The 20,977-nt window shown below is 47.7% G+C and carries 17 protein-coding genes and 1 riboswitch; of the genes, 8 read left to right on the forward strand and 9 right to left on the reverse strand.

Annotated elements, in window-relative coordinates; translation table 11 throughout:
* Positions 1–190 precede the first annotated feature (190 nt).
* Complete coding sequence (locus tag M0415_RS10840) at positions 191–424, forward strand: transposase (RefSeq protein ID WP_249553691.1); 234 nt, start codon at positions 191–193, stop codon at positions 422–424.
* Positions 425–1,143: 719 nt separating this feature from the next.
* Here M0415_RS10840 and M0415_RS10845 read toward each other — a convergent pair.
* Complete coding sequence (locus M0415_RS10845) at positions 1,144–2,001, reverse strand: PA4780 family RIO1-like protein kinase (protein WP_011715841.1); 858 nt, start codon at positions 1,999–2,001, stop codon at positions 1,144–1,146.
* A gap of 270 nt (positions 2,002–2,271) precedes the next feature.
* Positions 2,272–2,607 carry a hypothetical protein gene (locus tag M0415_RS10850; RefSeq protein ID WP_249553683.1) on the reverse strand — a complete coding sequence of 112 codons (336 nt, stop codon included), beginning with the start codon at positions 2,605–2,607 and terminating at the stop codon, positions 2,272–2,274.
* Positions 2,608–2,814: 207 nt separating this feature from the next.
* On the opposite strand from M0415_RS10850, the gene M0415_RS10855 reads away from it, so the two are divergent.
* Entirely contained in the window at positions 2,815–3,363 is a 549-nt protein-coding gene (locus M0415_RS10855; RefSeq protein ID WP_220057310.1) for a DUF2799 domain-containing protein, read from the forward strand.
* Positions 3,364–3,397: 34 nt separating this feature from the next.
* Here M0415_RS10855 and M0415_RS10860 read toward each other — a convergent pair whose 3' ends face one another.
* Positions 3,398–4,168 (reverse strand): phosphatase PAP2 family protein, encoded by a 771-nt coding sequence (locus tag M0415_RS10860; RefSeq protein WP_249553681.1) that lies wholly within the window; start codon positions 4,166–4,168, stop codon positions 3,398–3,400.
* A gap of 205 nt (positions 4,169–4,373) precedes the next feature.
* Here M0415_RS10860 and M0415_RS10865 point away from each other — a divergent pair, with 205 nt between their 5' ends.
* The gene (locus M0415_RS10865) at positions 4,374–6,314 is read left to right on the forward strand and encodes a bifunctional diguanylate cyclase/phosphodiesterase (RefSeq protein ID WP_249553679.1); all 1,941 of its coding nucleotides are present in this window, start codon (positions 4,374–4,376) and stop codon (positions 6,312–6,314) included.
* Between the two features lie 177 nt (positions 6,315–6,491).
* Here M0415_RS10865 and nrfA read toward each other — a convergent pair whose 3' ends face one another.
* Positions 6,492–7,895, reverse strand: a complete 1,404-nt coding sequence (nrfA, locus tag M0415_RS10870; RefSeq protein WP_249553677.1) for an ammonia-forming nitrite reductase cytochrome c552 subunit — start codon at positions 7,893–7,895, stop codon at positions 6,492–6,494.
* A 242-nt stretch (positions 7,896–8,137) separates the two neighbouring features.
* Between nrfA and narQ the strand changes: the two genes are divergently transcribed.
* Both narQ and M0415_RS10880 read left to right on the forward strand, forming a co-directional pair.
* Positions 8,138–9,934: a nitrate/nitrite two-component system sensor histidine kinase NarQ gene (gene narQ, locus M0415_RS10875; RefSeq protein ID WP_011715835.1), complete on the forward strand. Its 1,797-nt coding sequence runs from the start codon at positions 8,138–8,140 to the stop codon at positions 9,932–9,934.
* Positions 9,927–10,556 carry a response regulator gene (locus tag M0415_RS10880; RefSeq protein ID WP_011621455.1) on the forward strand — a complete coding sequence of 210 codons (630 nt, stop codon included), beginning with the start codon at positions 9,927–9,929 and terminating at the stop codon, positions 10,554–10,556. The genes narQ and M0415_RS10880 overlap by 8 nt, the downstream gene beginning before the upstream one ends.
* Positions 10,557–10,644: 88 nt before the next feature.
* On the opposite strand, the gene M0415_RS10885 is transcribed toward M0415_RS10880, so the two are convergent.
* Complete coding sequence (locus M0415_RS10885; protein ID WP_011715834.1) at positions 10,645–11,019, reverse strand: YacL family protein; 375 nt, start codon at positions 11,017–11,019, stop codon at positions 10,645–10,647.
* A 180-nt stretch (positions 11,020–11,199) separates the two neighbouring features.
* Between M0415_RS10885 and M0415_RS10890 the strand changes: the two genes are divergently transcribed.
* Positions 11,200–12,165: a zinc transporter ZntB gene (locus M0415_RS10890; RefSeq protein ID WP_220054659.1), complete on the forward strand. Its 966-nt coding sequence runs from the start codon at positions 11,200–11,202 to the stop codon at positions 12,163–12,165.
* A 54-nt stretch (positions 12,166–12,219) separates the two neighbouring features.
* Here the strand turns inward: M0415_RS10890 and M0415_RS10895 are convergent, their stop codons facing one another.
* The 3 genes from M0415_RS10895 to M0415_RS10905 form a co-directional block, all read right to left on the reverse strand.
* Positions 12,220–13,335: a succinylglutamate desuccinylase/aspartoacylase family protein gene (locus M0415_RS10895; RefSeq protein WP_249553675.1), complete on the reverse strand. Its 1,116-nt coding sequence runs from the start codon at positions 13,333–13,335 to the stop codon at positions 12,220–12,222.
* 1 nt (position 13,336) lies between these two features.
* A complete protein-coding gene (lysC, locus tag M0415_RS10900) occupies positions 13,337–14,692 on the reverse strand; it encodes a lysine-sensitive aspartokinase 3 (protein WP_086901965.1) in 1,356 nt (451 codons plus the stop codon).
* A 143-nt stretch (positions 14,693–14,835) separates the two neighbouring features.
* Positions 14,836–15,010, reverse strand: a riboswitch (Lysine riboswitch).
* Positions 15,011–15,250: 240 nt separating this feature from the next.
* Entirely contained in the window at positions 15,251–15,685 is a 435-nt protein-coding gene (locus M0415_RS10905) for a DUF3293 domain-containing protein (protein ID WP_011621450.1), read from the reverse strand.
* 586 nt (positions 15,686–16,271) lie between these two features.
* On the opposite strand from M0415_RS10905, the gene arcA reads away from it, so the two are divergent.
* The gene (arcA, locus tag M0415_RS10910) at positions 16,272–16,988 is read left to right on the forward strand and encodes a two-component system response regulator ArcA (RefSeq protein ID WP_007644695.1); all 717 of its coding nucleotides are present in this window, start codon (positions 16,272–16,274) and stop codon (positions 16,986–16,988) included.
* A gap of 351 nt (positions 16,989–17,339) precedes the next feature.
* Here the strand turns inward: arcA and M0415_RS10915 are convergent, their stop codons facing one another.
* Positions 17,340–19,631: a S9 family peptidase gene (locus M0415_RS10915; RefSeq protein WP_249553673.1), complete on the reverse strand. Its 2,292-nt coding sequence runs from the start codon at positions 19,629–19,631 to the stop codon at positions 17,340–17,342.
* 296 nt (positions 19,632–19,927) lie between these two features.
* Between M0415_RS10915 and M0415_RS10920 the strand changes: the two genes are divergently transcribed.
* Entirely contained in the window at positions 19,928–20,920 is a 993-nt protein-coding gene (locus M0415_RS10920) for a class 1 fructose-bisphosphatase (protein WP_249553671.1), read from the forward strand.
* The last annotated feature ends 57 nt before the right edge of the window (positions 20,921–20,977 follow it).

Raw genomic sequence — 20,977 nt, forward strand, 5'->3', positions numbered from 1 at the left:
AATCCCAAAACGGATTGAGGAGGAAGAGATGAAACATCTGATGAAACTTATTAGTCATTGTCGCCACGAATGGTTGTCCCTGCGCCACCTAGGACATAGCCAGTGGGATATAGAGCAGCGTCACTAATCAGCAAGGAAAACACCGAAAGAACCAGCAAGTAGACAGATCATAGAGTAAGAGGGATAGCCCATGGGAATCGCCAATCATAGTCTTAAACCAGACGTTATTTTTGAAGTGAAAGTTAAAGGCAGATTACTCTCTGATGTCGCACGACAGTACGGTATTTCGGCTAAAGCGGTTTACCAATGGGTAAGGGAAAGCGAACAACAACCGCAGCAAAGGGAATCCGCGTTAATGACTGAAATAGCGCAATTGCAGAAACGCATTAAACAGCTAAACAGTGAATTACGCACTATAGGTTGAGGTGACCTCGCCAGTGCCCTTATCGACAAGGCCGGACCCCATTGCATATTGCCCTGTAGGTCTAACGCGATATGAAAGTTGTGCTAAAAACAATAATAACAGCGCCCTTTTACGTCCGGCCTTGTCATCCAATTAATTGAATTAGATATAAATAACAGTTTAGACAGGGTCGGATGGGTATCTATTATCGCTCCCCAACGACCTAAGATATAAATCGTACAAATAACAATAATAACTGTGCTGTTTACTATCCGGCTCTGTCAACTTAATGCTCAAAGGGTATGCAATAGCAACAAAGGAAAGGTTTTGACAAGGCTTTAGAGGGAGTTATCTCCCCCAAAGATCAAATATGTGAATTGTGCTCCCCCAAGTCACGAACATATTACCCTCTTGGGTCTTGTCCTTTTATTCACGGATCAATGACGATCCAGCGCTAGGCTAGGATAGCGCGCCACGGATGGCTGTGTTGCTTGCAACACCAAAGGTTTCGGCAAGGCTCGAGGGAGTTGTCTCCCCCAAAGATTAATATGTCGATAGGGCTCTGTGACCCATCAATATATTTCTCCCTTTGGTCTTGTCCTTTTATTAAGTGGTCAATGGAAAGGAAGGGGCTGAATGCCCATGCCAAGGACGGCAATATGAGATATTCAAAATCAATAACTTAATAATATTCTCCAATAAAAAGACGCTTATAAGCGTCTTTTTTATTGGGATGTCAGCTAATAGTTTTCGTTAGCCTCTTGAAGTCGCAGCTTACGCTCCTGCGCCTCATCATAGGCGGCTTGGATTTCATCCAATACAGAATTCACATCGGCATCGACTAATACTTCGGTAAATTTACCCGTGAGCGGCGTATCCGCTTTTAATTGTCCCGCCTCAAACAGCGCCCACATTTCTTTAGCATATTGAGTCTTGAGTAGCTCGGGGGCGTACTGACCGTAATATTGCGTCATGTTATTAACATCACGCTCTAGCATCCATTTAGCATGGTTGTTGGCTGCGGCATCGACGGCCTGAGGTAAATCGATAATCACCGGGCCATTAGCATCCACTAGGACGTTAAATTCGGATAAGTCGCCATGGACTAAACCTGCGCAGAGCATACGTTTAACATAGGTCATCACTAACCCATGGTCGTGGATGGCTTGCTCGGCACTAAAGCTCACATCATTCAAACGGGGCGCGACATGGCCTTCGCTGTCGGTGACGAGTTCCATCAACAATACGCCATCGAAACAGCCAAAGGGCGTAGGCACTCTGACTCCCGCATCGGCTAAACGAAACAGCGCATCGACCTCGGCGCTCTGCCAAGCTTCTTCCATCTGTTCGCGGCCAAACTTAGAGCCTTTCTCCATCGCCCTAGCGCGGCGGCTATTACGGACCTTACGTCCCTCTTGGTATACCACCGCCTGCTTAAAACTGCGTTTCTCCGCTTCCTTATATACCTTGGCGCAGCGAATATCCTCACCACAGCGTACCACGTACACTGTAGCCTCTTTACCGCTCATCAGTTGGCTAATGACTTCGTCAACCAGCCCTTCATCAACCAGAGGTTGGATTCGTTTAGGAGTTTTCATACCGACCTTATACCTTACTTAGGCGTAAGATGGAATGTGCCGGGCAAATCTTCATATAAAAGCAGCCTTATAAAGAGGATAGATAAAAAGATTCAGTTAAAGATACCTGACTTCAGTAAAAACTAAAGCACCTCGCGCAGGAACACAATAGCAAAACGTAGTGGAATTAAAGTCAGTAAAGCTGCTGAAAATTCCCCTCTATTGCCTGTACCTTGGCTTAACGAGCGCTTCGATTGACTCAAGCAACAAGAGACTCATATCCATTGTGATTTATACAAAGAGCGCTATCACACTGCCCACGGTTGCAGCGACTTTCAGCAATTGCCCGGCTTTGTAGTAGCCTTGGGTCCCCTCTTGAGGCGGAGTTTCGGGAGCACAAAGAGATTCAGGGGTCTTAGGTTCTGCTAAACCAAGCGCGCCATGGGCGAAAGATTGCAGGGCGCCGACCTCTGTCGGAGTATTGTTATCACTCGACTCTTGAGGTTCAGTGCCTTTTTTAAGTTCTGCTTGCACCTCTTTAGAAGACGTCGAAGTCGTCGCCATGTGCGGCGCAGACCGTTTTGCCCCCAAGGGCGAACTATCTGATGGCGGCAGTGGAGCCAACATAAGGATTTCCAACACAAGATACTGAAAAGTAAAACTAACATTAACTCAATGCCTTAGCATTATCACTGCAAGTAAGTTGTGACTCAGATAGGAAAAGTCGCCCTGAATTCTGCGCCAGCTAACCGTATTCGCGGCGAAATATAGCGCTAGCTCTCCCCTTCCCTAGGCTTTATGCTGATGCCATTTTGTGACTTGTCAGATTTTAGAATGCGCTACCTTAATTTTGCTTTGGCTCTTACCGCCCTCTCCCTCACCCAATGCACTAGCCTCTCACTCGAGGAATGTCGAGATAATGATTGGTACGCCACGGGTTTAGCCGACGGTAATCGGGGCGCTAACGCGAGCCAGCTCAATCAGTATCAGCAGGATTGTCGTGAGTTTAATCTCAGAGTGGATGCAGCCCAGTGGCAACAGGGATATCAGCAGGGACTTATCAGCTATTGTCTGCCCGAAAATGGCTATCGCGTAGGTTTAGCTGGGGAGAATTACTATGGCGTTTGTAACAACAATCAGTTTGTTGAGCGTTATAACCAAGGACACGAGCAGTATCTGGTGAATAAACGTCTAGCCGAAATTGCCGACCGCTTAAATGCTATCGATAGCGAGATCAGTAGCATCAACAACAAGCTAAACAACCTCACCGATAAAGCCGAACTGCTAAAGCAAAAGAACGCCCTATTGAACGAGAAAAACCATCTCCTCGACGAAAGACAACGCCTTCGCCGAGGCGATATCCGCTTTGAGTTTCGCTTCTAAGCGTCCGCCTCAGAATGGCTTAAGGGATAAGCCATCACTTAGAGATGGCTTCTTTAGTACTGATAATACTGATTTTGTTGGCGACTTTAATCTTGTTAACCTTGGGTACACGCAGGAAGAAGCCATAGTAGAGCAAGCTAGCGGATGTCCAAGCGATGGCCAAGCTCCATAAATCATGGCTTAAGAAATGGGCACCACGAAGCTCCTGCGCAAAACCAAACACCGCACCTAAAACAATGCCGAAGATTAAGCCAGCCTTAGCATACTGTGGGCGGTATTCCTTAAGCACATAATAGCTTGCTACCCAAGCAAAACCGCCGCTCGAATGTCCACCGGGGAAACACTGACCAAACTCGGCGCCCTCTGGCAAACGAGCAAATAGGGATGAGTGCATCATGCGACCACCAAACTCAAGCACATCCCAGGGACAAGTCATATGGGTAAGACTCTTACCAAGGCGCACTAAAACCACGCTGGCCAGCACACTGCAAAACAAATAGATAAAACCTTTACGATAAGGGCGCAACTTGTCGACGCGAAAGCTTAAGCCAATACAGCTTACAACAACCACCGCGAGCAAAATAACCAGATTGCGTCCAGTGACATGCAATAGGTTTTCAGTCAACCAATGGCCACGCAAAGGCCAAGAATCGACCCCACCCTGCCAGTGAAATAACAAGCTGGCGAATCGCATATCGGCATGGGTCAGTTCGAGCCAAAAAATAATCACCGCAAACACAAGCCAAGGTGCAAGCAAATGTCCCTTTGCGAAGCTGAAAAATGTCGTCCTAACATTACTTTTCATAGTGTGATGCACTTAGTTATCCACTCGCCAAAATACCCAGCACCAGACTACGGGCGAATTCTTATCAAAAGCTTAAGGAAATTAAAACACAAAAATTAACATAAACTTTACAAAGTAAAGCAAACTTAATCGTGGTGGTAAACTCGAGAACGAAGAAAAAGGCTATAGTGTATAAATAACAAAGTGCTTTTTGGATGAGCCTCAAATGCCCTACAAGTTTGCCCTCCAACAATCTCAAAAAGAACGTTTATTCGCGGATATCGCTATTGATACAGGCAAGATTACCGTGCCGCCTGAGATGCTAGAGAATTGGCAACAAACCTTAGATCTACTCTCCGAGATAGTGGATACACCGGCCGCGCTTATCATGCGTGTTCACCCTACCGAGATTGAAGTATTTGCCTCAAGCCATAGTCAGGGAAATCCCTACAAGCCCCACGATAAAGAGCATTTAGGCCATGGCCTGTATTGCGAAACCGTGATGAAAGAATGTCGAGAGCTCCACATCCCCAACGCTTTGAAGGATGCCGATTGGGATAAAAATCCCGACATAAAACTGGGGATGATTGCCTATTGTGGGCTGCCCTTGCATTGGCCCGATAACAGCACCTTCGGCACCATTTGTATGCTCGACAGTAAGGAGCGCAACTACAGCCAGCAGTTCCGCAGTTTATTGGCACGATTTCAAAATGCTATCGAAACAAATCTGATCACTCTGTTCCAACAGGCTAAGTTGCAGCTCCATAACCAACAACTCGAACAGAAAGTGCAGCAACGCACCCATGAACTGGCAGAACTCAGCGCCAAGTTAATCCGTGAAATAGAAACCCGTACTACGACCGAAAGCTCACTTGAGTATCATAAAAGCTACGATCCGCTGACGGGGTTACCCAACAGAATCAATCTCATCAATACCCTAGCGAATATGCTGGAAGAGATTAATCGTAAAGAAAAAATCTCAGTGTTTTACTTAGGGCTACGTAACTTTAAATCCATTAATGACAGCTACGGCTATCTTATCGGCGATAAGATACTCACAATCTTGAGCCAGCGCTTGCAGCATTGCACTGACGGCCATACCTTTATTGCCCGAATTGCGGGGGCGGAGTTTGTGCTAGTGCAAGCCCATAAGCCCTCGCAACGCGAAACGAATAAAGTGCTTAATCAGATCATCAACTGCTGCAATTCGCCCTTTGGTATCGCCGACTTTGTGATCACTATTCCCTCGTCAATCGGCATAGCCCAGGCACCAAGCGACGGTATTGATGCTGCAATCCTGCTCCAAAAGGCAGGTGCCGCCATGACCATTAGTAAGGCCGAGGGCACACCCTATAGCTTTTTTAATCAAGATACCCAAACGGCGCTGAGCCAGCGTTATCAACTCGAGTCCCACTTAGTTGATGCACTGCAAAAAAACGAACTGAGCCTGCAATATCAGCCCTTTATCGAGTTGAAAACTCACAAAGTGATTGGCGCAGAAGCCTTGCTGCGTTGGCACAATCCCGTGCTAGGGCAAGTTCCCCCCGACCGATTTATCGCCTTGGCCGAACGTAATGGGCAAATCATGGAGATAGGTAACTTTGTGCTCCACAGCGCCATTAAACAAGCCGCCGACTGGTGCCGAATACTGCAGCGGGACTTTAAAATCGCTATCAATATCTCCCCCGTGCAAATGCGTAATCCCCGCTTTGCCGAACATATTGCCGAGCTACTAACCCTTTACCAATTACCTGCCACGGCACTGGAGCTCGAGATCACCGAAGGAATGCTATTGCAGGACGAGCACTTAGCCCATAACGCCATTCAACAATTGCAGGAACTGGGGATCCGCATCTCACTCGATGATTTTGGCACCGGCTACTCTTCCCTAAGCTATCTGCAAAAGTATTCCTTCGATACCTTAAAAATCGACCGCTGCTTTATCAGTAAGCTCGAAAACAGCCAGCAGGACAGGGAGTTAACTAAGGCCATTATCGCCATAGGTAAAAAACTCAAACTGAAGGTGATTGCCGAGGGAGTAGAAAACACCCATCAGGACAGTTTTATCCGCAGTGAAGAATGCGATTTAGGCCAAGGCTATCTCTATGGCAAACCCATGACGCCAGCGCAGTTTGAGCGGGATTTTATCCGCAAGCCAGAGGCTTAAATTGATTTTGTAAAAGAAAGCACTGTGACTTGATGCCGTCATGCCTTGTTAATACCAAACAAACAAGCATCTAGCTTGAATAAGCCCGAACAAACAAATCGGCCGTTAAAATAAAAAGCCCCCGCAACCTAAATTGCGGGGGCTTTGCTATGAGGGGTTAGCTCATATCAAGGATGTTTACTTGTAAGTTGCTTCGCGTTTTTTAGCTTCTTCATCCCACTTAGGTAACACGTCTTTCTTGAATGCTTCTTTCTCTGCATTCATCTTGTCCATGTCCATACCCAGTGCAGCTTGAGCCTTAGCTTTGGTAGAGATATCAGGAATAGCAACCGCGTCAGTCACGCCTTTCTTCGCCAGTAATTGGGCTAATTTCACACGGGCATCGGCCGCTTTATCAACCGCAGTACCTAGGATACGCAGTGCTTCTTCAGGCGCGTGAGCCGCAACACCATGGGAAGCAATCGCGAAGTCCCAACGCCATTGAGCGTGGCGGATGTCAGTCAGAATTGGCTTCATTTCGGCTTCAGTTGCACCCACTTCCCACGCTTTAGCCGCTTCGAAGTGTGCTTTCACTAATTGACCTTCAGCGCGAGCTTTTAACTCTTTCACTTTGGCATAACGCTCTTTAGTGATGCCTTGTAAGAACTCTTTGCTTTGGCTATGGCAAGTTGCACAGGTTTCTTCAAAGCGATCGAATGGATTACCCACTTTATGATCTGTGTACTTACGGCCTTTGTCGTTAGTCACTTTAGGCATGTGGCAGTCAACACAGCTCACATCGTTCTTACCGTGTACACCCAGTTTCCAGGTTTCATAACCAGGGTGTTGTGCCTTCAGCATTGGCGTTTTAGACAGCGCATGAGTCCAGTCAGAGAACTCGATAGCATCGTAGTAAGCTTCCATTTGTTCAACAGTAGTACCTGAATCCCAAGGGAATTTTACGAAGTTCTTTCTATCTTCTTTCTTCTCGAAATAGTATTCAACGTGGCACTGACCGCAAACCATAGATTGCTTGTCTTTCTTCGAAGCTTTGTCGAATGGTGTGCCGATAGTTTCCATTGCGCGCTCAGCGAATGGACGTGAAATGCGTAGTTTTGGGGTGCCTTTTTCGTGGCAGTCGCTACAACCGATAGTGTTGACGACTTCTGGACCACCTTTAGCCCACTTACCTTTGAAGTAACCGTCTTCACCTTGTTCTTCGATCAGGCGTGGTACGTCAGGGCTCTTACAGCTCCAACAGGCCATTGGCATTGGGCCGTCTTCAGCATTAGTTGGTGCGCCAGTACGCAGCGTGTTGCGTACGTCAGTCACGGCATACATATGGCCGCGAGGTGCGTTGTAGTCTTTAGCAAAACCATAACCAGCCCACAGGATCACTAAGCTTGGATCACCCGCTAATGCGTCAGTGATCTCTTCGCTTTTTGCGGTGTCATGCCAGCTATTATATTGATTAGCAAACTTATCTTTATAAACTTCATTGCGAGGCTCGGTCTTATCACTCGCCATCGCACCCGCCGCCATGAAGCTCGCGGCTACCAATGCACTGAGTGCAAAGGACTTACCTGTCATCTTCTTCATCATCTCATCTCCGTGTTGCATTATTTTAATAAATCACGACATCTCCAAGGCCAAAGTTAGTGGCTTAAACCCTCCAAAGACATACCTCTTAGGGGGTATCTAGAACGAAGTTTGCGCTAGATCAAAATGTAATAGTGTTGTTGTTCACACTTTTATGTTTTCGTTAGTGTAGTACATTATTTTCTAATGTAAAACACGACTAAAGTGCCATTAAATCAATGGCCCATATATTAGGTAATGGACATATGAAACGAGGCAGCCTTACCTCTAAAATTTTGGGTTTAATGTTAGTACTGATTTTGCTTTCTAGCAGCTTGGCCATCTTCGCAATCATCAATTTGTCTTACAGTTTAGGCGATGCAAAGGCCATCAACGCCTCGGGTTCACTGCGGATGCAAAGTTACCGGCTGATGTTTTATGCCAATTCGGGTAGTGACGCCGCCCAAGAGAAGATTGCCGAGTTTGAAAACACCTTGCACTCCGAGGCATTGCAACCTTCCACGGGTTGGCTTAGCCCGAAAAAGATCGCCGATCAGTATCAGCTCGTCATCGATAAATGGCTGGTGATGAAGTACTACATAGAGCAGGAAAACTCCCGCGACTACGCCGCCTCGCTCAAGGACTTTGTCGATACCATTGATTTATTGGTGTTAGAAATGGAGCACCACGCCGCCTTTAAGCTGCGCCTGCTTGCCGCGAGCCAGATCTTTGGGCTTGGGCTGATGCTCGCCATCGCCTTTTTAGCGGTACGTTTTACCAAACGAAAAGTTGTTGTCCCCTTACAGCAGTTAATGGAATCAGCCAACACCATTTCAAAGGGTAACTTCGAGATAGAAATGCCCGAGACCGAATATATTGAGCTCACCGCCCTGACCCACGCGCTGCAAAAAACCGCCCGCGAGCTCGCGACCCTGTATGGTAACTTAGAATCCCAAGTGGCCGAAAAGACTCTCGCGCTCACTAGGGCAAATAATGAACTCGCGTTTTTATACGATAACCTATTGACGCTTAACGCGAATAAACTCGATTACAAGGCACTTAGAGCGGCGTTAAATCAATTAAAAGATTATGAGTCTATCGACTATTTACGGCTCATTATTCAGTACCCAGAGCAAGAGTTAGAAGTGGTTGAAGCCGATGGTGGCTGGCCAGAAGATACCCAAAACAGCACCCGCTTCCCACTGCAATTTGAGCAGGCCGATTTAGGTTACTTAGAGCTTATTTCAGCGCAGGATACGAATACACCGCTGTTTAAAAACTTCGCCATAATGCTCACTCGCTCCATCGTCATCCATAACGCCACCGAGCAACGCCAGCAACTGGCCTTGATGGAAGAACGCGGCGTTATCGCTAGGGAATTACACGACTCCCTCGGCCAGGTACTGTCCTTCCTCAAAATCCAAATTAGCTTGCTGCGCAAGAACTTAGATCATAGTTGCCGCAGCCCTGCGATCGAGGGGCAACTGACGGAAATCAATGAAGGCGTCAGTACAGCCTATGTACAGCTTAGGGAGTTATTATCCACCTTCAGATTAACCATCAAAGAACCGAATCTGAAGAACGCGATGGAAGCCATGCTAGAACAGCTTAGGGCCAATACCGATATCAAGATCCATCTCGATTACAAACTCTCGCCCCAATGGCTCGAGGCGAAGCAACATATTCATATTCTGCAGATCACCCGTGAGGCTACACTCAACGCGATAAAACATGCCAATGCCAGCCAGATCAATATTCGCTGTTATAAAGATGACAATGGCATGGTCAATATCAGTGTGAGCGATAACGGTATAGGAATTGGCTATCTAAAGGAGCGGGATCAACACTTTGGCATAGGGATCATGCATGAGCGTGCCAGTAAATTAGCCGGTACTGTTGTATTTAGTAGCAATGATACGCACACTAATAGCAAGGGAATTACTGAACAACTAGACCAAGAACAACCGGATGTGCCCTTAGCGTCTAATAACAAATCCAATTTGTCACAGGGAACCAAAGTTACTTTAATCTTCCCTTCCCAACAGGAGCCTACACATGGGTAAACCTTATTCAGTCCTCGTGGTCGATGACCATCCCCTCCTACGTAAAGGGATCTGCCAACTGATCGCCTCCGATCCGGATTTTAGTCTCTTCGGCGAAGTCGGCGGAGGCTTAGACGCCCTAAGCGCCGTTGCCACCGATGAGCCCGATATTGTACTGCTCGATCTGAATATGAAGGGAATGACAGGACTCGATACCCTCAACGCTATGCGCCAGGAAGGCGTCACCTCAAGGATAGTGATCCTCACAGTGTCGGATGCCAAACAAGATGTGATTCGACTGCTACGCGCGGGCGCCGATGGATATTTGCTGAAAGATACCGAGCCGGATCTGCTGCTCGATAAGCTCAAAAATGCCATGTTGGGCCACAGAGTGATCAGCGATGAGGTCGAAGAATATCTGTACGAGCTTAAAAATGCCGCCGATGAGCAGGAATGGATTTCAAGCCTCACGCCAAGGGAACTACAGATCCTGCAACAGCTGGCGGAAGGATTAAGTAACCGAATGATTTCAGAGCACTTACATATCAGTGAAGGCACGGTAAAAGTGCACGTTAAAAATCTGCTGCGTAAGGCCAATGCCAAGTCGAGAACCGAAATGGCGGTAAGGTATCTGAACAACTAACGCTTCAAATCGAGTGATTCAGCACTAAGCTAAAAAACAAAGGCAATCAATCGATTGCCTTTATTGTCTGCTGGAATAGAAATTTGTGCTATCGCCCTTTTTGCACAAACTCATACCAACTTAGCAGAGCTTCCTCTAAATCTTCTAATCCACAATAGGCTTCCGATTCCGCATCGTAGAGGGACATCGACTCCTCGAGTTCATACTCTTGCTCAAACCCTAAGGCATTGGCATAAATGCGCGCCTGTTCTTCATCCAGATCTAGGGTGAGATCACCGCCGATTAACCGCCAAGAATCACGCTTACCCGCTTGAATTTCTTTGATAATATCGAGCACTTGTTGAATTTTGGCTAACTCTGGCCCCAACTCTTCCGAAAACCATTGGCCCAGCACTTCATGGTCCATACTAAAGCTGGCTAAATAAGTGCCCGTCAAACTGTTACGCCGAAATTCATATTCCATTTTATCTTCTCAATGCATTACAACTATGGCTAATTTTAATCTATTTCATCGTAACTTGCTTGGCCAGCAATTTAGCCCCACCAAGGGCTGCAATTGTCAGCACAATCATCGCCTAGACTTCATTTTCACAACGAAATCAGTTAGCTTGAGTCCATGATTTAGCAAGAGATGGAATGCGATATGCACGATGGATTTATCTACAGCTTAGTGCTTAGCGGCGCGCGCGCGGGGTCAACCTTAACCCCAGAAGAGCTTGAAAACTGGGATCCCAAGGATGGGCTGATCTGGATACACCTACGTTATCGCCACAAAAAAGCCCGCCACTGGGTATTAAATAGCGGCTTGAATAAAGTCGAAAGCGATGCCCTGCTCGCTCAGGATACCCGTCCGCGGGCAGTACTGGCTGGTGAAGGCGTTTTGCTGGCCCTGCGCGGCGTAAACTTAAACCCCAATTCAGCCCCAGAAGACATGGTCGCGGTGCGTATTTACGCCGATAAACAGCGGATTATCTCAACCTGCGATCGTGAGCTGCTCTCAGTCAAAGATGTTGCCGAACTCATCATGGAAGGCGCAGGCCCCACCACCACAGGGGACTTTATCGTCGCCGTATGCGAAAGACTCACCACCCGTAAAGTGGATTTTATCGACACCCTCGAAGAGCAGCTGTCTGAGTTAGAAGAACAAGTGGTCTCTGGCAATGTAAAAGACTTACGCACAGATATCGCCGAGTTACGCAGGCAAACCGTGGCGCTGCGCCGTTATTTAGGCCCGCAGAAAGAAGCTTACGCTAAGATGCTGTCCGATCAGTTTGTCCTATTTAACGAGCCCGAAAGACTCAAGATGCGTGAAACCACGGACAAACTGATCCGCACCATTGAAGACTTAGACGCCCTGCGTGACCGAGCCAATGTGACCCAGGAAGAATTACTCAGCCAACAATCGGAGCAGCTAAACAAGCGCTTGTATTTCTTATCCTTAGTCTCAGCAATCTTCTTACCGCTGGGCTTTTTAACCGGCTTGCTTGGGGTGAATATTGGTGGTATTCCCGGTGCGGATAACACCTGGGCCTTTGCGACCTTCTGCGGCATTCTTATCTCGCTGGTCGCCCTGCAAATGGCGCTCTTCTATCGCTTTAAGTGGTTGTAGACTGAAATAAAAAACGCCAATCACAGGATTGGCGTTTTGTTTTGTGGATTGCCGTTACTGCGGCAACTCAAATAGATTCGTCATGACTTTATACAGCTCTGTGCCTTGATGCACGGACGCCGAAGCAAAATGGAGTATGGGCACACAATCCTGCGGCAAGCTTAGCGCCGTTAGCTCCCGCTCACTGCCATATAAGTCAAGGCGCAGCAGATTGACTAAGGTCTCACCCGCCGCCAGCAGTTCTCCCACGGGCGCCACATATTCCACCAATCCCGCCATAGGCGCATGGTACTTTTTGTAATCCTTAAGATAACAGCCAAAACGCGGTATCTTTGCGGGTGCGACTCGCTCGGCGATCACCCCACGATGACTCAAATAGGCCAAAATCCCCTTAGCATCGACTAAAGCATCCTCAAGGCAAATGCGTTCTTGGCTCGCAAGTTCCAAGGTAAAGGCCGAAACGGCGATCTCGAGATCCCGCCCTTGTGCTTTAGCGACTTCACTCAATTGCCACCAAGGGCAAAATGCCGCTTCATCCATAGCCCCGCCAAAACTATTGGGGATCACTAAGGTGTAAGGAATCGAGAAATACTGCGCCGCTGTAAGGTCATATTCAGGGCAATACAAGTGTTTACAGGATTTAGGCCCGGTATGCAGATCCAATACTATATCCGCCTCGTGGGCCATGGCCTGCAGGTTAACCGCTAATCTGTGACCAGTCGTCACGCCCCACTCATTGCGTAAACGCTGCTGACACGCCTCGACTAAAGTGCTGCGGTAAGCTTGGATAAGCGCGCTATCGCTCAGCTCAGCATGCTCACGGTACCAAGCGGGTAAATCAATCGAGTGATTTAAGTACTCGCGGTTCCAGTTTGCCCCTGTGATAGGGTCAAAACGCCCCAGCGTAAACTCTCCACTCTTTTGATTTATCCCCAGCGGATTCGCTAAGGGCACTAAGGTGATTTCCCCTAAGATGTCGCAGCGTTCGAGCTGCTTCATCAATTGGAAAATCACCGCATTGCCCTGCACCTCAGCGCCGTGGACATTGGCCTGAATATACACTTTAGGGCCAGCGACTTGGCCACTTGGCTTAAAGTGGTAAATCGGCAGGGTGAGTGCTTGCCCTGCGGCAAGCTCCCCAATGGTTAAAGACGATGCAGTCGGTTGCATATTACGCACCTTCGAACAGGTTTTCGTGCAGGGCTTTAACCACTTGCGCCGCTTCTGATTCGGCTACCAATACGCACAAGTTATGCGGGCTTGCGCCTTGGCAGATCATGCGCACATTGTGGGGCTCAAGCACTTCAAACACCCGGCGGCAAATGCCCGCAGTGGTGGCAATGCGGTTACCGATAATCGCCACCAGTGCTAAACCATCTTCAACACGCACGCGGCAATGCTGTGATAATTCCTGCAGCAGCGCTTCGCTCAATAGCCCCTGGCCGCTCGAATCAGAGCCAGTTTTATCTAGGGTCAGGGATACGTTAACTTCGGAGGTGGTAATTAAATCCACACTGATTTTATGCCTTGCCAGTGTAGCAAAGGTTTCAGCCAAGAAGCCCTGTGCATGCAACATTTGCAGACTGTGTAAATTGAGTAGCGTTTGGTCGCGGCGCAGCGCAACCGCGCGAAACACGGGCGCATCTTCAACCTGATGGCGGATCCAAGTCCCGCCCTTTTCAGGCTCCTTACTTGAGCCGACAAACACTTGAATTTGTTGGCGCACCGCAGGCAGAATCGTCGCTGGGTGCAGCACTTTAGCACCGAAAGTCGCCATTTCGGCGGCTTCGTTAAAACTGATTTCGGCTATAGGATGGGCGTTTGGCGCAAGGCGAGGATCGGTCGTGTAAATCCCGGCCACATCGGTCCAAATCTCAACCGCGGAGGCTTTTAAGGCTTCGGCTAACAGTGCCGCAGAATAATCACTACCGCCACGGCCAAGCGTGGTGGTTTGTCCCGCCTCATCAGAACCAATAAAGCCTTGAGTCACAATCACTTGTTCAGATAACAGCGGCAGTAAATGCTCAGACGAGAGAAGCGCAATTTGCTCAACCTGTGGTTCGGCGCGGCCAAAATGACTGTCGGTGCGCAGCACACGGCGCACATCGAAGGCACTCGAGTTAGCGCCTTTTTCCCGTAATACCGCCGCAAATAATGCCGACGAACACTGCTCGCCAAGGGACAATAACTCATCCATGGTGGCCTTGCTGCGCTGGGAGGCCAGCGCTTCGCTCAATACCGCCATACGGCTTAACAGCTTATCCAATGCCGCGGCTACATCGTTGGGACGACCCAGTTTATCTAAGATAGCGTATTGAATTTGCGCAATTTGCTTTAAGCGCTGTAAACGACCATCGTCGTTCATCGACTCTTGGGTGAGCTCAACCAAAAGGTTAGTCACGCCACTGGAGGCACTAACCACTACTAAACGGCAATCGGGATTGCCCAGTACGATATCGGCGCAACGATTCATTGCACCGTAATCTGCAACTGAGGTACCACCAAATTTTGCGACAACAAGAGACATTATCGTACCTCCGCAGAAGCAGAAGACACGGCACAAACTAGGATAAGATCTTGATTAACTAACATGATTACGCTCCGAACCAACTTCGTTCGAAGAGCCTGGTGCTCAATGATACGCACCCCAATAGAAGGGAAACAGCAATCGTCACCAGAAGCTCTCCACCAATTACAGGTGACAATCGTTAGGATTCAGCCTAAGCGACCGACATAAACATGCAGCAACCACATCTATGCCTCGGCGTTAATCTCCCTCATCAATCATCGCTGGAGTTTGTGCTCCTCTGACTGACTACCTAGTTAACGCTCCTCTTCTGTTCCTTTCCGCCGGAAAGGGACGAAAAAAGTAGCAATAAACCCCTAATGAAGTCAATGCTAATTTCACATCGCATAAACAAATTCAATAAACGCTTTTAAAAACAATGAGCAATTTAGCGGTAAAGCCAAAGCAAAAAATGGCGGCGAGGTATCGAACAGACATTAAAAGGATTAAAAAAGAAGTGACCTAGCCTTGCCCTTTACAGGCAAAGCCGGATAAGAAAAATAGTTAAAAACGCGCGGGTTAGGTCGCTAGATCTGGCAGTTCGTAAACCAAACGCACATGATCATTAAACAGGCCTAAACACACTTCATCATGCCCGGTGATGGTACAAGGCACTAAACTCACCTCACCCTTTTCCACCATGTAGATGGCATATTGATTAAACTTTTTCCCTAGCTGCAGCGCCATGCTTCTATCAACAAACACCGCCCAGCTCTTTTCCATATGGGATAAATCTGGCGATGCGCCCACCATTGCACGATAGGGGCTGCCGATTAATTCAATGTCACGGAGAAGTTGGCGGTCGAGTAAACGGTTTTGGCTGGGACTGAGGAGGGTTGAAGCGGGATTATGGGCGGTAATTACAGCAAAGGAAAAATCACAGGATAATGCTTGAGTAAGCAAAAACAACGGCTTCTGGTAATGCTGCCACAAATCTTGAGTCATGTTGTCCATTGGTAGTCTAGTCGAAAAATGAACCCGGGTTAGTGTAGCAGAGCGCCTCAAAAATCCAAAGAGGCGTGAACTGGCTCACAAGAATCAAAAATACATTAGTTATACTAATCAATGACTAAAGTAAATATCATGGTAAATCAGGGCCTCAACCAGAAATTTGTTAACATTTCATTTGTTAACAAATGCCTAAAACGAGTACAATGACGCCATTGGCTAGTTAAGCAGATAACATTAAGTTTGCTTAATCTTGACAAGGGTTTGTTAGATTCCTCTGCGAAATCACCCTAATCTGGCCAGACATCTTTTAAAATGTGTTCTACATTTGAGTTATCATTTAAACATTTTAAAAAAAACAATAGTTAAGGAACTATTTATAACTATTGCTTATCGAAGTTGATACTGGTTACGTTTTATCGTATTACACTTTAAACGTGCACTTTATATACATCCTGATGTGTCGCCGTAAAGATCTTTCCTTTGAAGCACAGAGCAGTTAGAGGAAGTATCAACATTTTATGAATATAAGGATCCGATGTAAGCGGTCCTTATGGTTAGAATAAAATTGGTTAAAATTTAGGTAATTAATATGCAAAATCCGCACATTCTGATCGTTGAAGATGAAGCCGTTACCCGTAACACGCTGAGAAGTATTTTCGAGGCAGAAGGGTATGTGGTAACTGAGGCCAATGATGGCGCAGAAATGCATAAGGCTATGCAGGAAAACAAAATTAACCTAGTGGTTATGGACATTAACCTACCAGGTAAAAACGGTCTGTTGTTGGCACGTGAATTACGTGAAATCAACAACATCGGTCTGATCTTCCTGACAGGCCGTGACAACGAAGTCGACAAAATCCTTGGACTTGAAATTGGCGCGGACGATTATATTACCAAGCCGTTCAACCCACGTGAATTGACGATTCGTGCTCGCAACCTTCTGACTCGTGTGAATAGCGCTGGTAACGAAGTCGAAGAAAAGAGCTCTGTCGAATACTACCGTTTCAACGATTGGAGCCTAGAGATCAATAGTCGTTCTCTGGTGAGCCCACAGGGTGAATCTTACAAACTGCCACGTAGCGAATTCCGCGCTATGCTGCACTTTGTTGAAAACCCAGGCAAAATCTTAACTCGTGCCGATCTACTGATGAAGATGACTGGCCGTGAGTTAAAGCCACACGACCGTACTGTTGACGTGACTATCCGTCGTATCCGTAAGCACTTCGAAAGCTTGCCAGATACGCCAGAAATCATCGCGACTATCCACGGTGAAGGCTACCGTTTCTGCGGTAACTTAGAAGACTAATCTTCTAAGTCCGTTTGAATAATAAAAACCAGATCCTCGGATCTGGTTTTTTTATCTCTGTAATATGGCCAATCCTCTGCCCCGCTTTATCACTCCGCCAAACTTGAGTAACTAAACTTGAATAGCCACACTTAAACAGCCATCGCAAACTTTAAGCGTATCAATTGGAATGGAGCCCTTACTCACGACCAAGTGCTATCCACAGTCTTAACTCAGCTATTAGCTAAGGTGGTAGCTAAGGTATTAGCCAAATACCGCGTAAAAAAAGAGTGAAGTGTTAGCCTCACTCTTGGATAACTGCATGCGCAAGTTTAACTGCATACGCGTGGTTAAACAGCGCTCTGCTGTAGGTTATTTGCCGCTTTTAAGCTGTCTATCGAGGAAATCCGCCAGCGAGCGATATAAGTGATTACGCACTTTTTCACCGCGCATCGAATGCTTAGAGCCAGGATAATCAATCATCTGGAACAGTTTTCCTTCGTCCTGCAACGCCTTGTACACGCGAGTGCTGTTTTCAAACAACACGTTATCGTCGGCCATACCGTGGTACATCAACAGCCCCGACTGATAGTTTTTCACATAGGGGAACACGCTACTGGCTTCGTAACCCTGTTCATTATTCGTGGGATGGGCGAGATAACGCTCGGTGTAGTGAGTGTCGTACAAGCGCCAATCAGTCACGGGTGCGCCCGAAATCGCCGCCTTAAAATAATCCGGCGCCTTAAACAGGCTCATCAAGGCCATATAACCACCGTAGCTGTGGCCATAAATCGCCACGTTGTTGCTATCGACAAAGGGCAAGCTGCGCAGATAATCGACGCCAACCTTTTGGTCGTTCACTTCCGCTTCGCCCAAGTGACGATAAATCACTTGCTCAAACTTAGTGCCTCTGTGGGCACTGCCACGGTTATCCAGTTGAAATACCACATAACCTTGTTGCACTAAGTATTGGGTAAAGTAATCCTGCTCACTCCAACTATTAGTCACCAATTGCGCATGTGGGCCACCGTAAACGCGCACCACCACGGGGTACTTTTTGCTCGCATCGAAGGGCACGGGTTTAAAGAGACGCGTTTGCAAGACTTGTCCGTCTTCCGCTTTTAGCTCTTTAAACTCAGGCAGTTGCCACAGGCCTGCATAGTCATACAGAGGATGACCCGCTTTGACTTGGTTTTGCTCAACCCAGGCCAAATGCTGGCCCTTATCGCCGTGCAAACTAATCTGTGGTGGCTGAGATAAGCTATTGAAATAATCCAGATACACGCTTTGACTATCGGCAAATACCGGATTGTGCATCCCCGCCTCGCTGCTCACCCGCTCAACCTTGCCACCCGCTAACGGCACACGGTAGAGATGTTTTTCGATAGGGGTATCTTTGCGGCCAGTGAAATACACCCAACCTGCGGTTTCATCAGTATATTCCAGCTCATCGACCGCCCAATTGCCCTTGGTCAGTTGCGTCTTCAGTTTACCTTTTAGGTCAAACAAATAGAGATGATTAAAGCCGTCACGCTCCGAGGCCCAGATAAACGCCGATTGTTGCTTTAAAAAGTGCAGGTCATTGTTAAGATTCACCCAAGCATCGCTACGCTCTTTGACTAAGGTTTTCGGCTTGGTCAGCGCATCGAGAGCCACCAGTTGCAGATCTAATTTTTGTTGATCGCGGCTCTGCCACTGGAAGGATAAATGCTTGCTATCGGGCAACCAATCGACACGAGGCAGGTAAATATCCTTATTTTTATCATCGCTTAAGGTGACCCAATTGATGGCTTTATTGCTTAACGTCACCACGCCCAGTTGGATCTCGACATTGTTTTTACCCGCCGCTGGATAACGCTGCTCAGTGAGCTTAATGCCATCGGCGTAGATTTCATTGCGGGTGACTAACTCCACGCCAGACTCATCGATACGGGTAAAGGCGATGGCCGACTCATCGGGCGCCCACCAGTAACCTGTCATGCGATCCATTTCTTCCTGGGCGACAAATTCCGCCATGGCATTTTTAATTGCGCCGCCACCGTCTGTGGTCATGGCCTCAAGCTTTTTAGTTGCTAAATTGAGCACATACAGATTTTGGTCCCGCACGAAGGACACAAAGTTGCCCTTGGGCGATAGGCGCGCATCGGTGGCAAAGCCCTCGCCTATCGGCAGTTGGCTGACGCTGTTATCCGCTAAGGAGAAGTAATACAGATTGCCTGAGGCAGGGATCAACAGCGCCTTGCTATCGTCCGCCCAGAAATATTCCATAATGCCTTCGCCATAAATACGTTGGCGCTCGCGGCGGGCCTTTTCTTCATCGGATAACTCATTGCTCGCCAGCTTATCGGCATTCAGCAATAGGCTAGATTTGCCTGTCTTCACATCCATCTGCCAGAGATCGTAAAAGTTCTGGTTGTCTTTACGTCCCGCAAGATAGGTCACCCTTTGACCATCGGGGGATAACTTTAATCCACGGGGGCTGGTGCCCGCCAAGGCAGGCGACGCATTCATGCGCTCGATAGTCAGCGGCGTTGTGCCGCCCTCAAGCGCATAGGCGGGGGTCAATATCGCGCTAGAAACCATGGCCAGTTGACTCGCTATCAGTAGGGATGAGGCGCCCAATGTCACCGAGCGCAGGGAAGAAGCTAACCCATTTTTAGTCATTATTATTCCTTGGAAGCATACTCGCCTTAAGGTGGCGATCAAAAACTGCCGTCATTGTGCCAAGGCAAAGCCTAAATAAAAAGCGCAGGCAATATACAGATACAAATTAGCTGGCGAACTCTCGTAGTTCGCTCAATTTTCACGATAACCCACTCAGCCTGACACAAAGGGATAACCCTCTTGGCTTAAATTGATTAAAACCCACAGCAACATCGCTGAAATTGTCAACTAACTGAGTTATTATTCGCGGCAAATAATGAAATTGACCTCAATGTTGAACCCCTAAAGGACCTAACATGCAGACTCTTGCCCAGCACTTAACCTCAAAGGCAGTGAACGAATCCCTCTCGCAACTGATTTTGACCTTAGCCGACACCTCCAAAGCCATCAGTCATGCCGTGCGCCACGGTGCCTTAGCTGGTGTGTTAGGCGCGACCGAACAGGAAAACGTGCAAGGTGAAACCCAGAAAAAACTGGATATCATCACCAACGATATGCTCAAAGATGCATTAAAAGCCGACGGCACAGTGCGCGGCTTAGCCTCTGAGGAAGAAGATCATGTGGTTGAAGTCAGCGCCAATGGTCAATATCTGGTGTGTTTCGACCCTTTAGATGGTTCATCGAATATCGATATCAACTCGCTAGTCGGCACAATTTTCTCTGTTTTACCTGCACCACAAGGTGAGTTAACTGAAGCGAGCTTCCTGCAATCGGGTCGCAATCAGTTAGCCGCAGGTTATGTGCTCTACGGCCCATCAACCATGCTCGCCCTCACCACAGGCCAAGGCGTGCAACTCTTTACCCTGCACCCAGAAACTAACGAATTTTTACTGACCAACGCGGCCATGAGCATCAGCCCAGACACACAAGAGTTCGCCATCAACATGTCGAACCAACGTTTTTGGGAAGCGCCAATGCAGACCTACATCGCCGATTTACTGCTAGGCAAAATTGGCCCGCGCGAAAAATCCTTCAACATGCGCTGGATTGCCGCCATGGTGGGTGACGTGCACCGCGTACTTTCTCGCGGCGGTATCTTTACTTACCCAACCGACAATAAAGATCCGAAAAAGCCATACAAGCTGCGTTTAATGTACGAAGCCAACCCAATGGCCCTTTTAGTCGAGCAAGCTGGCGGTAAAGCCTCTACGGGTTATGAAACCATTCTGGATATTCAACCAACGCAAATTCACCAACGCGTAGCGGTTATCCTAGGTAGCGCCAATGAAGTAGACGCTTGCCTAAGCTACCATGGTATCGATTACAGCGAAGAACCAAGTCTGGACTAAGCCGAATCGCTTAGATTTTGATTTTTATGATAAAAGCCACTGACCACAGTGGCTTTT

Origin of the sequence: Shewanella sp. 10B (genome assembly GCF_023475885.1) — a bacterium.
Classification (GTDB): Bacteria; Pseudomonadota; Gammaproteobacteria; order Enterobacterales; family Shewanellaceae; genus Shewanella; species Shewanella mangrovisoli.

Excerpts from the sequence above, each read along its gene's own strand:
- M0415_RS10865 (WP_249553679.1), top strand. The coding sequence starts at position 4,374 with ATGCCCTACAAGTTTGCCCTCCAACAATCTCAAAAAGAACGTTTATTC.
- lysC (WP_086901965.1), bottom strand. The coding sequence starts at position 14,692 with ATGTCTCTTGTTGTCGCAAAATTTGGTGGTACCTCAGTTGCAGATTAC.
- M0415_RS10890 (WP_220054659.1), top strand. The coding sequence starts at position 11,200 with ATGCACGATGGATTTATCTACAGCTTAGTGCTTAGCGGCGCGCGCGCG.
- narQ (WP_011715835.1), top strand. The coding sequence starts at position 8,138 with ATGAAACGAGGCAGCCTTACCTCTAAAATTTTGGGTTTAATGTTAGTA.
- M0415_RS10885 (WP_011715834.1), bottom strand. The coding sequence starts at position 11,019 with ATGGAATATGAATTTCGGCGTAACAGTTTGACGGGCACTTATTTAGCC.
- M0415_RS10895 (WP_249553675.1), bottom strand. The coding sequence starts at position 13,335 with ATGCAACCGACTGCATCGTCTTTAACCATTGGGGAGCTTGCCGCAGGG.
- M0415_RS10850 (WP_249553683.1), bottom strand. The coding sequence starts at position 2,607 with ATGTTGGCTCCACTGCCGCCATCAGATAGTTCGCCCTTGGGGGCAAAA.
- M0415_RS10880 (WP_011621455.1), top strand. The coding sequence starts at position 9,927 with ATGGGTAAACCTTATTCAGTCCTCGTGGTCGATGACCATCCCCTCCTA.
- M0415_RS10840 (WP_249553691.1), top strand. The coding sequence starts at position 191 with ATGGGAATCGCCAATCATAGTCTTAAACCAGACGTTATTTTTGAAGTG.
- arcA (WP_007644695.1), top strand. The coding sequence starts at position 16,272 with ATGCAAAATCCGCACATTCTGATCGTTGAAGATGAAGCCGTTACCCGT.
- M0415_RS10905 (WP_011621450.1), bottom strand. The coding sequence starts at position 15,685 with ATGGACAACATGACTCAAGATTTGTGGCAGCATTACCAGAAGCCGTTG.
- nrfA (WP_249553677.1), bottom strand. The coding sequence starts at position 7,895 with ATGATGAAGAAGATGACAGGTAAGTCCTTTGCACTCAGTGCATTGGTA.
- M0415_RS10845 (WP_011715841.1), bottom strand. The coding sequence starts at position 2,001 with ATGAAAACTCCTAAACGAATCCAACCTCTGGTTGATGAAGGGCTGGTT.
- M0415_RS10915 (WP_249553673.1), bottom strand. The coding sequence starts at position 19,631 with ATGACTAAAAATGGGTTAGCTTCTTCCCTGCGCTCGGTGACATTGGGC.
- M0415_RS10860 (WP_249553681.1), bottom strand. The coding sequence starts at position 4,168 with ATGAAAAGTAATGTTAGGACGACATTTTTCAGCTTCGCAAAGGGACAT.
- M0415_RS10855 (WP_220057310.1), top strand. The coding sequence starts at position 2,815 with ATGCGCTACCTTAATTTTGCTTTGGCTCTTACCGCCCTCTCCCTCACC.
- M0415_RS10920 (WP_249553671.1), top strand. The coding sequence starts at position 19,928 with ATGCAGACTCTTGCCCAGCACTTAACCTCAAAGGCAGTGAACGAATCC.